The sequence below is a fragment of the Micromonospora sp. LOL_023 genome, assembly GCF_048060115.1.
In the GTDB taxonomy this organism is placed as follows: Bacteria; Actinomycetota; Actinomycetes; order Mycobacteriales; family Micromonosporaceae; genus Micromonospora_E.
In genome coordinates, this window is the sequence record NZ_JBHMIM010000011.1 from 94,401 (window position 1) to 108,475 (window position 14,075).

Sequence of the window (14,075 nt, forward strand, 5' to 3'; positions counted from 1 at the left end):
GTTCCACGTCGACAGACGCTACCGTTTGGGACGTGCCCGAGTTGCCGGAGGTGCAGGCGCTCGCGGCCTACCTGCGGGAGCGCGCGGTCGGCCGCCGGGTGGAGCGCGTCGAGGTGTGCGCGATCAACGCGCTGAAGACCTACGATCCGCCCCCGTCGGCACTGGCCGGGTCGGTGGTCACCGCGACCGGTCGGCACGGCAAGTTCCTTGACGTCACGCTGGACGCCGCAGGGGTGACCGGCGGCGAGGTCCACCTGGTCACGCACCTGGCCCGGGCCGGCTGGCTGCACTACCGCGAGTCGTTTCCGTCGGCGGCGCCGCTGAAGCCGGGCAAGGGCCCGATCGCGTTGCGGGTCCGTCTGGACGATGGCTCCGGCTTCGACCTGACCGAGGCCGGTACGCAGAAGAAGCTGGCCGTCTACCTGGTGACCGAGCCGGGGCAGGTGCCAGGGGTGGCTCGACTGGGCCCGGATGTGCTCGCGGTGGACCGGGACACCTTCGCGCGACGGTTGCGGAGTCGACGCGGGCAGGTCAAGGGAGTGTTGACCGAGCAGGAGGTGTTGGCGGGGGTCGGCAACGCGTACTCCGACGAGATCCTGCACACCGCCCGGCTGTCGCCGTTCGCGTCGACCAACCGCCTCACCGACGACCAGTTGGCGGTGCTGCACGACGCGACGCGTCAGGTGTTGACCGCCGCCGTGGAACGGTCGGTGGGTCAGCGGGCCGCGGAGTTGAAGGGCGAGAAGCGTTCTGGACTACGGGTACATGGCCGCACCGGTCTACCTTGTCCTGTTTGTGGGGATCATGTGAAAGATGTCTCTTTTGCAGATTCCAGCCTGCAGTATTGCCCCACTTGCCAGACCCGCGGCCGGCCACTCGCTGACCGACGGTTGTCCCGTCTTGTGCGTTAGGTGACAAAATCCGGCTTGTGTCGCTGATCGTCCCGCGCCAGATCGGTGTACACCAGATCGGGGACTTCCCCGGCGAGATTCCATCGGTATAGTGGCCCGGTCCCAATGCTTCAACGCCATCGGGTTCGCCAGTCCCCGCCATTCGGACAGGGGGCGTAAAGTCTTTCGGGTTACCGTCCGTGTGCGGTCACCGTGGGAGACTGAGCTGGTGGGCGAGCCGAGCCTTCACGGAGAGTGGGCGGCACGTGTCACGCGGGAGGACGTGGGTGAGGTGACGACAAGCCTCCAACGCCCGGTAACCAATACCAGCCGGAGCAGCAGGTTGCGCCACGTCGACAGCTTCGAGATCCAACCACCCGCACCGCCGCCGACCAACGGCGTACCCCGGTCGGCGTGGACCCGGGCAAGTCGGCGCGTGTCGGGCTGGCACCGCCCGTACACCGCGATTCTGCTTGTCCTGGACTTCACCGCGGCGGTGCTGGCCAGCTACGTCTCGATCTCGCTGTTCGAGAAGGCCACCTCCGGCTTCTCCGACGCCGACAAGGACGCCACCTGGTTCCACACGGTGACCTACCTGCTGCTGCCGTTGGGCTGGCTGGTGGTGCTCTGGGGCACCGGCTCCTACGACCGGCGCTACCTCGGCCTGGGCACCGACGAGTTCAAGCGGGCGATCCGGGCCGGGGTCACGGTCGCGGCCAGCGTCTCCTTCCTCGCCTTCGCCACCAAGACCGACCTGTCCCGGCTCTCGGTGGCCACCGCGCTGGCCGGCGCGCTGGCGTGCATCCTGCTGTTCCGGTTCCTCGCCCGGTACGCCCTGCACATACTGCGGCGACGGGTCGGGCAGGCCGCCCACCGGATGGTGCTGATCGGCACCCTGCCGGAGACGCTCGAGGTCTTCACCGCGGTGACCCGCAGCCCGTCCGCCGGCCTGGTCCCGGTCGCCATCCACCTCACCGACGGCTACGCCGCCGCCCGTGGAATCGACACCCCGGTGCCGGTGTACGCCGGACGCAACGTGCTGGCGCTGGTCCGCGAGGTCGGCGCGGACACCATCGCGGTCTGCGGCTCGGCCAGTTCGGAGCCGGGTGAGCTGCGCCGACTCGCCTGGCAGCTGGAAGGCAGCGGGATCGACCTGGTGGTCGCTCCGCAACTGACCGACATCGCCGGTCCCCGGGTGCACATCCGCCCGATCGAGGGCCTGCCACTGCTGCACGTCGAGGAACCCACCCTCTCCGGGTTGGGCTGGCTGGCCAAGAACCTGTTGGACCGGGTGGCCGCCGGCCTCGGGCTGATCGCCCTGGCACCGCTGTTCCTCGCGGTGGCGATCGCGATCCGGATCTCCGACCGGGGGCCGGTGTTCTTCCAGCAGCCCCGGGTCGGGCACGAGGGCAAGGTGTTCCGGGTCTGGAAGTTCCGGACCATGTACGTGGACGCCGAGGAGCGACTCGCCTCCCTGGTCGACCAGAACGAGACCGACGGCATGCTCTTCAAGATCCGCAACGATCCGCGGGTCTTCCCGGTGGGACGGTTCCTGCGGGCCAGCTCGATCGACGAGCTTCCTCAGCTGATCAACGTGCTCCGGGGGGAGATGTCGTTGGTCGGGCCACGACCGTTGCCCGCCGACGACGGCGACTTCCTCGGCGACGTCCGACGCCGGCTGCTCGTCCGGCCGGGGATGACCGGCCTGTGGCAGGTGTCCGGGCGGTCCGACCTGTCCTGGGACGAAGCGGTCCGGCTCGACCTGTACTACGTCGACAACTGGTCGCTGACCTACGACCTGAGCATCCTCTGGCGCACCATCGGGGTGGTACTCGCCCGCAAGGGTGCCTACTGACCGGTCCTCGCAACGCGTCACCCGACAGTCCGCCGGAAGCCGGTAGCCGACCGTTGGCCGACTGGGGTTCGCCGTCCGCTTGGCAGCACCGCCGACAGAGGGACAGGATTCGTCCGTGGGGGCAAACCTATCCGCACCGCTGGCGGTTGTGGCCCTGGTGACCGCATTGGCCGTCGCGGTGTACGCGGTCGTGCGGCTCCGGGCCCGCCGGGGGATCGCCACTGCCACCCAACGCGCCACGTACCAGGTCCTGCACACCGCCGGCCTGGCCGCCGAACCGCTGCGCAACGGGTTGGACCCGGCGGGCGCGGCCAAGGCGGTGCGGCACCTGCGGGCGCTGGTCGGTGCTCCCGGCGCGGCCCTGATCGGTGCCGTGGCCGGGACGACCGACGGCGGCGAGGTACTCGCGTTCGACGGTCGCGGCGGCCACCACGGCGAGCAGTTCACCGCGGCGGCCACGCGGGCCTTCGACGCCGGCCGGTCGGTCGTGCTGACCGCCCGGGACCTGCCGTGCGACCGCCCGGACTGCCTGGTCCGAGGGGCCGTTGTGGCACCGCTCACCGGCCCGGACGGGTCCGCCACCGTGGCGTTGGTCGCCGTGGTGGACGACGATCCCGCCCCGGGAATGGTGCAGGCGACGTTGGAGACCGCGCGATGGGCCGGCAGCCAACTCGCGCTGGCCGAGCTGGATTCGTCGCGGGAACGACTCGCCCGCGCGGAGGTACGCGCGTTGCGCGCCCAAATCAGCCCGCACTTCATCTACAACGCGCTGACCGCGATCGCCTCGTTCGTCCGCACCGATCCGGAACGGGCCCGGGATCTCATTCTCGAGTTCGCCGAGTTCACCCGCTACTCGTTCCGGGCGCACGGCGAGTTCACCACCCTCGCCGAGGAGCTGCGCTCGATCGACCGTTACCTCACCATCGAACGCGCCCGCTTCGGCGACCGGCTCCAGGTGCGGTTGCAGATCGCACCCGAGGTACTGCCGGTCCACCTGCCTTTCCTCTGCCTGCAACCACTGGTGGAGAACGCCGTCCGGCACGGGCTGTCCCGCAAGCCCGGCCTCGGTACGGTCAGTATCGAGGCGCGCGACGCCGGAACCGAGTGTCACATCACCGTCGAGGACGACGGCGTGGGCATGGACCCCGCAGTGCTCACCGGCGGTGCCGGGACCGACCCGGATCTCCGGGGTGCCGACCCGGTGGACGACGCTGGTCAGCACGTCGGCCTGTCGAACGTCGACGAGCGGCTGCGATCGGTCTTCGGAGATCAGTTCGGTCTGGTGGTGGAGACGGCGATGGGAGCGGGTACGAAGGTGAGCATGCGGGTGCCGAAGTTCCATCCCGACGCACGGCCGGGGGCGGCCGGGCGCTGGGAGGTCGTGTCGTGACCCCGTTCCTGCGGGCGCTCGCGGTCGACGACGAGCCACCGGCCCTCGACGAACTCGCCTACCTGCTGCGGGCCGACCCCCGGGTGGCCCTGCTGCACACGGCCGCCGACGCCACCGAGGCGCTGCGGGTGCTGCGGGACACCGACGTCGACGCGGTCTTCCTCGACATCCGGATGCCGGGGTTGGACGGCATGGAGCTGGCGCGGGTGTTGCGCAGGTTCGCCCGGCCGCCGGCGATCGTCTTCGTCACCGCCTACGACGACGCCGCGGTGGACGCCTTCGACCTCGGGGTCACCGACTACGTCCGCAAACCGGTCCGGGCCGAACGGCTGGCCGAATCGGTCCGTCGGGTGCTGACCGCCCGGGTCGTACCGGCGCACCCCGCCGCGATGGCCCGCAACGAGGAGGATCCGGCGATCCCCGTCGAACTGGCCGGGACCACCCGGATGCTGCCCCGCTCCGCGGTGCGTTGGGTGGAAGCTCAGGGTGACTACGCCCGCCTGCACACCGCGGACGGCTCCCACCTGGTCCGGGTTCCGCTGGCCACGTTGGGCGAGCGGTGGGCGAACGCCGGCTTCGTCCGCATCCACCGGTCGTTCCTGGTCCAGCTCCGGTTGATCACCGAGCTACGGCTGGCCAACTCCGGCTACGTCGTGGTGATCGACGGCACCGAACTTCCGGTCTCCCGCCGACACACCCGCGAGCTCAAGGACAAACTGGTCCGGGCGGCCAAACACGACTGGAGCCGGTGAAGCCGGTCAGGCCGCGCGCCGGCGGCGCAGGGTGGCGACCGCCGAGCCGGCGAGGGTGAGCAGGCACTCCGAGAGCTGGCCGTCGGCCAGCGCGGCACCGAACAACGCCTCACCGGTCGAGGCGTCCGAGTTGGCGTACGCGCTGAGGAACCGGGCCACCCACCGCGCGTCGTAGCGCGCCTCGTCGATCCCGGGGAAGTCCAGCGTCCACCCACCGACCGGCGCGTCGTCGCCGACCATCGTGGCGGCCAGGCACCACGCGACGTCGTAGGCGCCAGCGACGCCGTCGCGGTCCACCACCGCGTCGAAGGCACCCGCCACGCCATCGCTGTCCCCGGCCAGCGCGGAGCGCAGGATCTCCGCGGCGTCGGTGAACGACTCGTCGGCTCCATCACGTCGGTCGGTCATGAGCGGAAGGGTATGCGGCATGGTCAAGCAGTGACCAACGAACGCGTCCAACGGGACGAATCCGGCACCGCGCTCGGCGAAGTACCGTCGACATCGCGTTTGAGCCGCCAAGACGCTAAGGTGCGCTGCGGACCTTCGGCCGATGGAGGACGTCCCATGCTCGTGTCACGCGGTTACCGCCCCGCCGCCCTTACGGTCTGCGCAGCGTTGCTGGCCACCGTCGCCGGCTGCGGTGGCGGGACGTCGACCAACGACGTCGAGACCCTCGTCGACTCCGTTCGGCTGTACGGCACCGATGGCAACATGAGCAACTCGTTCGCTGCGGAGTTCCCGGAGCAGACGAAGCTGCTGTCCGGGATGAAGGGCACCAGCCCGCTCACACCGCTGTCGGACGACTTCGTGGCGCGCCTGCGCACCGTCGATTCTCAGCTCAACGACTTTCTCTACGCCGGTGAGGCGTACGACGCGGTGGTGATCAGTGCGCTGGCCGCGCAACTGGCCGGCAGCGCCGAACCGGCGAAGATCGCCGCGCAGATCAACGGAGTGACCACCGGCGGCGAACAGTGCGACACCGTCGAACTCTGTCTGGAGTTGGCGCAGGACGGCACGGACATCGAGTACCGGGGGGTGTCGCTCAAGCGGGGCGGCTTCACCGACGCCGGTGAGCCCTCGACCGCCAGCTACGCGACGCTGCACTTCGACGAGAACGGCCGGATCAACAACGGAAAGACGGAGTTCCTCGGCGCTGGCGACGAATCCACGACCACGACGGTCGCCCCGCCTCCGGCGACCGCGCAGAACGAGTTCGACCGCAACGACGGCCCGCTCAAGCTGGGTGGGCTGCTGCCGATCACCGGCGACCTCGCACTGGCGTACCCGCCGTTGGCGGCCGGTACGGAGCTCGCGGTGCGCGAGGTCAACGAGGCCGGTGGCGTGCTGGGTGACCCGGTCGAGTGGCTCGACGGCGACGACGGCACCGATCCCGAGGTAGCCCGGGCCACGGTGGCCGGGCACATCGACGATGGCGTACACGTCATCATCGGGGCCGGTGCCTCCGGCGTTTCCCGCGCGGTGCTGCCGGACGTCGCCGCCGCCGGGCTGATCCTCTTCTCGCCGTGCAACACCGACGCCGGGTTGAGCACCATCGACGACTCCGGGCTGTACTTCCGTACCGCCCCGTCCGACCTGCTGCAGGGTCGGGCGCTGGCCGACGTCATCATGCGCGACGGTCCGCAGCGGGTCGCCGTCGTCGCCCGCAAGGATTCCTACGGCGAGGGCCTGCAGGAGAACGTCCGGGCCGAGCTGACCCGGGCCGGGATCTCGCCGGACCGGCTCAAGTTGCTCACCTACGAGCCGCCGGACGGCGCGGACGCGCCACCGGTCGACTTCACCGGCGGCGCCGAGGAGATCAAGTCCTTCGGTGCCGACGCAATCCTGATCATCGGGTTCGGCGAGTCGGCGCAGGTGATCAAAGCTCTGTCGGCGGCTGGGCTACCGGTAGCCCAGTAGACGCCGGTCGGTCCGGTCGGGTGGCACTTTCTCGGGATCACGCAGCGGTCGCCGCTGCGTACCGTTGGCCTCGTCACCAGCCAGGACGATCTGCGGAAGAGGCGGCAGGATGAGCGAGTACGTTGACCCGGCACTCAGCGACGAGGCGGTCGAGGCGGAGCAGGGTCTGGGCGGCAGTGACGACCCGGGTCACGACGACGCCGGCCACGAGCCGTATGGTGCCAGCCCGTACACGATCGTCCAGCACAACCTCGACGGGTCCACCGACATGGTCGTCGACCGCGACGGCGACGGGGTTGCCGATCTGGTCATGCATGACGCGGACAGCGACGGCATCGCCGAGATCGCTCTGGTCGACAACACCGGCGACGGCCGGCTGGACACCATGCTGCGGGACTTCGACGGCGACGGGCAGGTCGACGAGATCCGCGCGGACACCGACGCCGACGGCCGGATCGACGTCGTCTCCGCCGACACCGACGGTGACGGACTGATCGACCACGTCGCCGCCGACACCAACTACGACGGCCAGTTCGACACCTGGACCCGAGACACCAACTTCGACGGCCGTGCCGACGAGATGCGGGTCGACCTGACCGGGGACGGGGTCGCCGACCAGGTACTGCGGGACACCGACCACGACGGCGTGCCGGACTCGGTGACCTACCTGAACCCGGAGATCAACCCGTACGCCGCCAGGTGAGCCCCGCTCGGGTCGCGGCCAGCCGGATGGCACCCTACTGTCGACATCCGCAGCTGTTGTGACATCGCGACGAAAGGACCAGCCATGACCGAGGCTCAGGAAACCGTGGAGACCCGCGGTGACGATCGCGTCGACCTGCTCAAGGCCGACACCAACAACGACGGGAAGACCGACGTGTGGGTGGTCGACACCGACGGCGACGGCAAGGCTGACATGTACCAGTTCGACACCGACGGCGACGGCAAGGTCGACATCACGATGGTCGATCTCGACGAGGACGGCACGCCGGACGAGGTCGTCGACGGCGACGGGGGCCACCCGCCGACCAGTTGAACCGATCGGGATGTGGTGCGGACGGCTCGGCGGACCACCCGCCGGGCCGTTCTGCGTCGTCTGCCACCGCGCCGGTGCCGCTGCGGGCGTGACCCGCCGGGTGAGTTCGGGCAAAGTTCAGGGGCGGGACCCCGAACGAGCCGGGAATCACCGCCCCCAGGTAGCCGATGTCAGCCCATCTGGAGAGATGGCCAGTCAGTCACCCTGGCGCTGCTGGGGAATCTGGCCCTGTAGTAGGGCACGTACTTCCGACTCCCGGTAACGACGGTGGCCGCCCAACGTCCGGATGGCGCTGAGTTTGCCGGCCTTCGCCCACCTGGTGACGGTCTTCGGGTCGACTCGGAACATCGACGCCACCTCGGCCGGCGTTAGCAGCGGCTCTGGTTCGTGCGTACGCGATGCCATCAGTCACTCCTCCACAGTGCTATAGACATCGGCCGGGGTCCCGCCGGCCGACGCGTCTCCCATGGTCCGGCTAGTCCCCGATGTCCGACATGGGCCGAACGGCCGAACGTCCTTGGATGGACGGATGAGCAATGACCGATTTTTATCCATTTTTTGTGTCAGAACATACCATAATCGGACTCGTGATCACCGGTCGTGAACGCCTGATTACGAATGCCCCTCATGATAGGCCTAGCAAAATAGGGTTCTGATCACTAAATGTCGGCTTCCGGGGAGGGTCAGGTGACTAATTGCAGCGTTCCAGTAGCTGTACGGTGCGCCACCGGGCGACGAGCTTTTCGTACGTCTCGCCAGCCGCTTCAGCGTCGCCGCGGGAGAGCGCGGCCAGCCCGGCGGCGACCAGCCCGGGAGAATCGTCGGCCTCCAGCGCTTCGTCCGGCAGCAGCCGCACCAGTCCGCCGTAGTCCAACTCGACCACCGAACGCGGATGGAACTCCTCGAGCCAACGGGCGCTCTCCTCCACCGCCTCGGTGATCGGCGCGTCCCCCACCGACTTGCGCAACACCGTCAGGCCACGGGACGCCCGACGGCGGGCCTTCGAAATCTCCGTACGGTAACGCAGCGCCCGTCGTGGCGCGGACGCCACCAGTTCGCGCTCGGCAAGGTCGACGAAGACGAACCACCGCAACGGCACCCCCCACGTCGAGGCCTGCTCGTGCACTCGCGGAACGCCGTGCTCCAGCACCCGGGCTCCGCTGCGCCAATCGTCGATCACGGCCCTGGCCTGCCCGGCCAGGATCGGCGGCACGAAGGCATCGGCGAGGATCGACGGCACACCGTCGCGGGCGCTCAACGCGGCCTCCGCCACCCGTACCCGCAGGTTCCAGGGGCAGATCAGCAACGTGTCGTCCGACTCCAGCACATACGCCTCGTCCGGCAGATCCGGCAGCCGCGTCCAGCCCGCGCCCAGCCCTTCGATCACGGCGGTACGCTGCCGACCCGGGCCCTCCAACGGGCCGACCGCCCGACCCTCACGCACGTACCGGCGCCAGTAGACCTGTCGCTCGTGGTCGAACGCGGCCAGCGGCTCATAGACCCGCAGGTATGAAGCGAAGGAAGCGAAGAGGGACGGCACGGCGCGATCCTCCCACGAAAACGCACAGCATCGCCCCTGCCGGCCGGCAAAGAGCCGCTCGGGCACCGGCTGGGCGCCGGCACCGCCGATCGATACTAGGCTCGTTCGCGCGGGCCCACCCGCCCGCCGCAACCGGCCGACACCTCACAAGGGTGCCCCACCCGCCTCAGGAGCAGACATGGGCGTCTTCGCCAACCCCGGCCCCGGCACCACCGGACACGAACAGGTCGTCTTCTGCCAGGACCAACCGACCGGGCTGAGGGCCATCATCGCCATCTACTCGACCGCGCTCGGCCCGGCGCTGGGCGGCACCCGGTTCTACCCGTACGCCACCGAGGCGGATGCCCTGCACGACGTGCTGGAGCTGTCCCGGGGCATGGCCTACAAGAACGCGATGGCCGGGCTCGACCTCGGCGGCGGCAAGGCGGTCATCTGGGGAGATCCGGACCAGCTGAAGTCCGAGGCACTGCTGCGCGCGTACGGACGATTCGTCGAGTCCCTCGGCGGGCGCTACTACACCGCCTGCGACGTCGGCACCTACGTGCCGGACATGGACATCGTGGCACGGGAGACCCGTTTCGCCACCGGACGCAGCCGGGAGTCCGGTGGCGCCGGCGACTCCTCGGTCCTCACCGCGTGGGGCGTCCTCCAGGGGATGCGCGCCGCCGCCGAACATCGGTGGGGTTCGCCGAGTCTCACCGGCCGACGGATCGGCATCGCCGGGCTGGGCAAGGTCGGCCGCTACCTGACCGGGCACCTGGTCGACGACGGCGCCGCAGTGGTCGCCACCGACGTCAGCCAGCGGGCCGTGGACTGGGCACGCCGCACCTACCCACAGGTGGATCTGGTCGCCGACACCGACACCCTGATCCGCAGCGACATCGACGTCTACGCGCCCTGCGCGCTCGGCGGCGCGCTCGACGACGAGACGGTGCCGGCGCTGCGGGCGGCGATCGTCGCGGGCGCGGCCAACAACCAGCTCGCCCATCCCGGTGTCGAGAAGCTGATTGCCGAACGGGGCATCCTCTACGCACCGGACTACGTGGTCAACGCCGGCGGGGTGATCCAGGTCGCCGACGAGGTCACCGGGGCGGCGATGCCCTCGGCCAGCGGTCGGTACGGGTTCGACTTCGATCGGGCCAAGGCCCGGGCCACCCGCATCTACCAGACCACCCAGGAGATTCTGCGCGCCGCCGATGCCGAAGGCGTGCCGCCGTCCGTCGCGGCGGACCGGCTCGCCGAGCGCCGGATGGCCGGCATCGGCCGGCTGCGCGCCATCCACCTCCGCTGACCGGCGGCACACCGTCACCGCCGGTGATCCGCACCCGACGGAGCAGTCACGAGTGGCGGCAAGCCGGGTCCTTACCCCGGCTGCCGCCGGCCGCCGGAGCGAGTCCGACGACGCGCGGGAGCGACCCGATGCAACCCGAGGTGCCGAACCTGGGTCTGCCCATGTACCGTAAGAGCCACGAGAGATGCCTGACGTCATCGGGGCCCGCCTTCGGGCTGCCCCGAATTCTGTGCGAGGGGGTCGAGCCATGGGGCGCGGCCGTGCTAAGGCCAAGCAGACAAAGGTGGCAAGGGAGTTGAAATATCACTCCCCGAACACCGACCTAACCGCCTTGCAGCGGGAGCTCGCCGGCAGCGGCAAGTCGGATCGTGACTTCGACGACGAGTACGATCCGTACCTCGCCGACGATGACAAGGACGACAAAGCCGACGACGACCGGGGTAACTGGACGCCCTCTTCGTCCCGCTGAGGGGTCCGACTGACACAGAAGCACGCAGTCACCCTGCGTGCTTGCTCATGTCGGAGGACACCATCCCAGCACGTCGGATGCGCAGGAACACTGCCGATCCGGTGGTGCGCGGCCCCATCAGGGTGCGCACCACCGGACGTTTCCGCTGCCCGTCAGCGGGGTCGGTTGTTCCAGTTGTAGAAGGTCGGGATGTTCTCAAAGTGATTCCAGGCGCAGACCGCACCGCTGGCGCCGGTCACCTCGGCCCGGCTGTGCCGGGCACGCTGTGCCTCTTCGAGCAGGATCGCCAGCCCTTCCCGGGCGGCGTACACCCGATCGGTGACCTGGTCGACGTCGGCTGCGGCCGAGCTGGCTCCAGCCGCCCTGGTGGCGAAGGCGCCGCCGTGGGGGGCGGCCAGGTCGGACTCGGGGACGACCTGCTCAGGCTGCGGGCGGCGGCTCGTCTCGGGCATGGGCCAACACTCCCTCCAGTAGGTGAATCTTGCTGTTGCGGCAGTGGTTGGTCTCGGTACCATCAAAACGCCCGTGTTCGAAGTAACGGTTGGCAGCGTGGCCGCCTCCACAGAAGCGAAAATACGGGCACTCCCGACGACATGCCTCCACCCCCGCCGCGAACTCGGTGATCCAGTCAGCCCGCCCAGGGGTGGTGAGCAGCTCGGCCAGCCCGGTGGTCAGCACGTTGCCGCTGGTGAAATCCCCGTACCGGGGGTCGGAAAAGCCAGCCAGCTCCGGTGAGAGCAGCACCACCGACCCGTCGTATCCGATGGTCGGCATCGGATCCAGTTGCCGGGGCAACACCTCGTCGGCGGTGCCGTCGAGCACGGCGGCCGCGTACCGCAGCGTCCACTCCACCTCGCGCAGATGGATGCGGGGCGCCTGCCGCCAGGCACCGAGCAGTTCGGCCCAGAAGCCCGCGACGGCCTCGGGCGACCACCGGTTGGGCCGCAGGTTCACTCCCTCGGTCTCCTCGATGTTGATCCCGAGCACGTCGCAGCCGAGGTCCAGAAAGAATTCGTACAACTCGGTCGCCAGGCCCGGGCGGGGGTCGCTGACGACACACAACGCCGAGAACGTGATGTCGTGACGCCGTAGCGCGTCGATGCCCCGCATGATCTGGTCGTACGCCGGACGACCACCGCGACCGTGTCGTTCGCCATTGCGGTGCCGTGCGCCGTCGACGCTGACGCTGACCCGCATCCGATGCTCGGCAAAGAATTCGCACCAGGCGTCATCGATCAACGTGGCGTTGGTCTGCACATGATGCTCCACCGCGGCGCTGAACGGACCCAGCAGGGCGCCGAGCCGTTCCCGACCGACCGCCAACGGCTCACCACCGTGCCAGACCACCGAGAACCGGCGCGTCGCCGCCCAGGGGTTGACCGAGCCGGCGACGGCGGCGGCGACCGCCACCGACATCTGCCGGTCGGCCGCCCGCAACGGCAGGTAGCAGTAACTGCAGTCAAGGTTGCACAGCGTCGTGGGCTGCATGACCACGAAGCTGGGGACGGTGGCGATGCCACGCATGCCCTGCGGGACCGGCCGGGGCGACCCGGTTCGGCCCCGCCGGGTTTCCTGCCCGCTCATCCCGTCTCCTACCTGTCACGGATGTCGTTTCAGGCTAGGGGTCGGTTCGACCGAGGTGAAGCGTCGCACAGGCGGGACCGCATCGGACGACGACGGCGATGGAAGATGTGAACCACGGAACGCGGCGTCAGCCTCGGGTGTGGTGGCCGACCATCTGTACCGTGCCGGTGCCCTCGATGATGTCGCCGGCCTGCCAGGCCTCGATACCGCGGCCGGTGAGGCAGGCCAGGGCGCGATCGGCGTCCTGGGCGGAGACGATCGCGAACATGCCGACGCCCATGTTGAAGGTCGACTCCATCTCGCCGTCCTCGATCCGCCCCTTGGCCTGTACCAGGTCGAAGATCGGCTGCGGTTTCCAGGTGGCCCGGTTGACCAGGGCGTCGACGTTGTCCGGAAGGATCCGGACGAGGTTGCCGGGAATCCCGCCGCCGGTGACGTGGGAGAATGCCCGGACCTCGCACTCCTCGATCAGCTTCAGACAGTCCTGGGCGTAGATCTTGGTCGGCGTCAGCAGCTCCTCGCCGAGGGTCCGCTGCCCGCCGAAGTCGTCGACCACCGAGTCCAGCCGCATCCGTCCAGCGCCGAGCAGCACGTGCCGGACCAGCGAGTAGCCGTTGGAGTGCAGCCCGGACGACCGCATCGCGATCACCACGTCGCCGACCTCGACGCGGTCCCGGCCGAGGATCTCGCTCTCCTCGACCACGCCGACGCCGGTCGCCGACACGTCGTACTCATCCGGTCGCAACACCCCGGGGTGCTCCGCGGTCTCGCCGCCGAGCAGCGCGCACCCGGCGTACCGGCAGCCGTCCGAGATGCCGGCGCCGATCTCGGCGACCTTGTCCGGCAGCACCTCGCCGCAGGCGATGTAGTCGAGCAGGAACAACGGCTCCGCACCGCAGGCAACCAGGTCGTCGACGACCATCGCGACCAGGTCGATCCCGACGGTGTCGTGGATGTCCATCTGCTGGGCGATGACCAGCTTGGTGCCCACGCCGTCGGTCGACGAGGCGAGGATCGGGTTGCGGTACTTCTGCACGTCGAGTCGGAACAGTCCGGCGAAGCCGCCGATGTCACCCATGACCTCGGGTCGGCTGGTCTTGCGCACCTTCGACTTGAGCAGCTCGACAGCGCGTTCCCCCGCGTGGATCGACACACCGGCGTCCGCGTACGTCACCGTACGTTTGCGGCCACCTCGACCGGAACTGGCCGTCCACGGCTGCCGGGTGGCCGTGCGGGCGTCGGAGTCGTCGGCGTTCGGACCGACATCCGCGCTACCGCGCTCAGTCACGTGCGTCACGATTCTCCCCTTTGTGCTTCTCGCGGTATGAGCCGCGTCGGGTAGCTGTCGAGC

At 69.4% G+C, this 14,075-nt stretch carries 15 protein-coding genes; 9 read left to right on the forward strand and 6 right to left on the reverse strand.

The features are described 5' to 3' along the window. Positions 1–32: 32 nt before the first annotated feature. From ACFHVL_RS08515 to ACFHVL_RS08530, 4 genes are all read left to right on the forward strand, one after another. Positions 33–911, forward strand: a complete 879-nt coding sequence (locus ACFHVL_RS08515) for an Fpg/Nei family DNA glycosylase (RefSeq protein WP_416626745.1) — start codon at positions 33–35, stop codon at positions 909–911. Positions 912–1,233: 322 nt separating this feature from the next. After that, entirely contained in the window at positions 1,234–2,745 is a 1,512-nt protein-coding gene (locus ACFHVL_RS08520) for a sugar transferase (RefSeq protein ID WP_416626746.1), read from the forward strand. 115 nt (positions 2,746–2,860) lie between these two features. Continuing rightward, positions 2,861–4,135 (forward strand): sensor histidine kinase, encoded by a 1,275-nt coding sequence (locus ACFHVL_RS08525; RefSeq protein ID WP_416626748.1) that lies wholly within the window; start codon positions 2,861–2,863, stop codon positions 4,133–4,135. Continuing rightward, a complete protein-coding gene (locus ACFHVL_RS08530) occupies positions 4,132–4,887 on the forward strand; it encodes a LytR/AlgR family response regulator transcription factor (protein ID WP_416626749.1) in 756 nt (251 codons plus the stop codon). Before ACFHVL_RS08525 ends, ACFHVL_RS08530 begins: the two co-directional genes overlap by 4 nt. A gap of 6 nt (positions 4,888–4,893) precedes the next feature. On the opposite strand, the gene ACFHVL_RS08535 is transcribed toward ACFHVL_RS08530, so the two are convergent. Continuing rightward, on the reverse strand, positions 4,894–5,295 hold the full coding sequence (locus ACFHVL_RS08535; protein WP_416626750.1) for a hypothetical protein: 402 nt from the start codon (positions 5,293–5,295) through the stop codon (positions 4,894–4,896). Positions 5,296–5,451: 156 nt separating this feature from the next. Between ACFHVL_RS08535 and ACFHVL_RS08540 the strand changes: the two genes are divergently transcribed. The 3 genes from ACFHVL_RS08540 to ACFHVL_RS08550 all read left to right on the forward strand — a co-directional run bounded on the left by ACFHVL_RS08540 (position 5,452) and on the right by ACFHVL_RS08550 (position 7,840). Then, the gene (locus tag ACFHVL_RS08540) at positions 5,452–6,804 is read left to right on the forward strand and encodes an ABC transporter substrate-binding protein (RefSeq protein WP_416626751.1); all 1,353 of its coding nucleotides are present in this window, start codon (positions 5,452–5,454) and stop codon (positions 6,802–6,804) included. Between the two features lie 109 nt (positions 6,805–6,913). Next, on the forward strand, positions 6,914–7,507 hold the full coding sequence (locus ACFHVL_RS08545) for a hypothetical protein (protein ID WP_416626753.1): 594 nt from the start codon (positions 6,914–6,916) through the stop codon (positions 7,505–7,507). An 84-nt stretch (positions 7,508–7,591) separates the two neighbouring features. Further along, the gene (locus ACFHVL_RS08550; RefSeq protein WP_416626754.1) at positions 7,592–7,840 is read left to right on the forward strand and encodes a hypothetical protein; all 249 of its coding nucleotides are present in this window, start codon (positions 7,592–7,594) and stop codon (positions 7,838–7,840) included. A 195-nt stretch (positions 7,841–8,035) separates the two neighbouring features. Here ACFHVL_RS08550 and ACFHVL_RS08555 read toward each other — a convergent pair whose 3' ends face one another. Further along, positions 8,036–8,245: a BldC family transcriptional regulator gene (locus ACFHVL_RS08555; protein ID WP_007073996.1), complete on the reverse strand. Its 210-nt coding sequence runs from the start codon at positions 8,243–8,245 to the stop codon at positions 8,036–8,038. A 286-nt stretch (positions 8,246–8,531) separates the two neighbouring features. Next, positions 8,532–9,380, reverse strand: a complete 849-nt coding sequence (locus ACFHVL_RS08560; protein ID WP_416626756.1) for a hypothetical protein — start codon at positions 9,378–9,380, stop codon at positions 8,532–8,534. Positions 9,381–9,558: 178 nt separating this feature from the next. Between ACFHVL_RS08560 and ACFHVL_RS08565 the strand changes: the two genes are divergently transcribed. Beyond that, on the forward strand, positions 9,559–10,671 hold the full coding sequence (locus ACFHVL_RS08565) for a Glu/Leu/Phe/Val family dehydrogenase (protein WP_416626757.1): 1,113 nt from the start codon (positions 9,559–9,561) through the stop codon (positions 10,669–10,671). Positions 10,672–10,918: 247 nt separating this feature from the next. Further along, positions 10,919–11,140 (forward strand): DUF3073 domain-containing protein, encoded by a 222-nt coding sequence (locus ACFHVL_RS08570; RefSeq protein WP_326550471.1) that lies wholly within the window; start codon positions 10,919–10,921, stop codon positions 11,138–11,140. Between the two features lie 152 nt (positions 11,141–11,292). On the opposite strand, the gene amcA is transcribed toward ACFHVL_RS08570, so the two are convergent. The 3 genes from amcA to purM all read right to left on the reverse strand — a co-directional run bounded on the left by amcA (position 11,293) and on the right by purM (position 14,021). Further along, a complete protein-coding gene (gene amcA / locus ACFHVL_RS08575; protein ID WP_416626807.1) occupies positions 11,293–11,451 on the reverse strand; it encodes a multiple cyclophane-containing RiPP AmcA in 159 nt (52 codons plus the stop codon). A gap of 109 nt (positions 11,452–11,560) precedes the next feature. Continuing rightward, on the reverse strand, positions 11,561–12,664 hold the full coding sequence (amcB, locus tag ACFHVL_RS08580; RefSeq protein WP_416626809.1) for a cyclophane-forming radical SAM peptide maturase AmcB: 1,104 nt from the start codon (positions 12,662–12,664) through the stop codon (positions 11,561–11,563). Positions 12,665–12,851: 187 nt separating this feature from the next. Then, positions 12,852–14,021, reverse strand: coding sequence for a phosphoribosylformylglycinamidine cyclo-ligase (gene purM / locus ACFHVL_RS08585; protein WP_416626759.1), 1,170 nt, complete (start codon positions 14,019–14,021; stop codon positions 12,852–12,854). Between the last annotated feature and the right edge of the window lie 54 nt (positions 14,022–14,075).

Bases quoted from the DNA above. Each gene is read 5' to 3' on its own strand.
- ACFHVL_RS08535 (WP_416626750.1), bottom strand. From the start codon at position 5,295: ATGACCGACCGACGTGATGGAGCCGACGAGTCGTTCACCGACGCCGCG.
- ACFHVL_RS08540 (WP_416626751.1), top strand. From the start codon at position 5,452: ATGCTCGTGTCACGCGGTTACCGCCCCGCCGCCCTTACGGTCTGCGCA.
- ACFHVL_RS08545 (WP_416626753.1), top strand. From the start codon at position 6,914: ATGAGCGAGTACGTTGACCCGGCACTCAGCGACGAGGCGGTCGAGGCG.
- ACFHVL_RS08550 (WP_416626754.1), top strand. From the start codon at position 7,592: ATGACCGAGGCTCAGGAAACCGTGGAGACCCGCGGTGACGATCGCGTC.
- ACFHVL_RS08555 (WP_007073996.1), bottom strand. From the start codon at position 8,245: ATGGCATCGCGTACGCACGAACCAGAGCCGCTGCTAACGCCGGCCGAG.
- ACFHVL_RS08565 (WP_416626757.1), top strand. From the start codon at position 9,559: ATGGGCGTCTTCGCCAACCCCGGCCCCGGCACCACCGGACACGAACAG.
- ACFHVL_RS08570 (WP_326550471.1), top strand. From the start codon at position 10,919: ATGGGGCGCGGCCGTGCTAAGGCCAAGCAGACAAAGGTGGCAAGGGAG.
- amcB (WP_416626809.1), bottom strand. From the start codon at position 12,664: ATGCGTGGCATCGCCACCGTCCCCAGCTTCGTGGTCATGCAGCCCACG.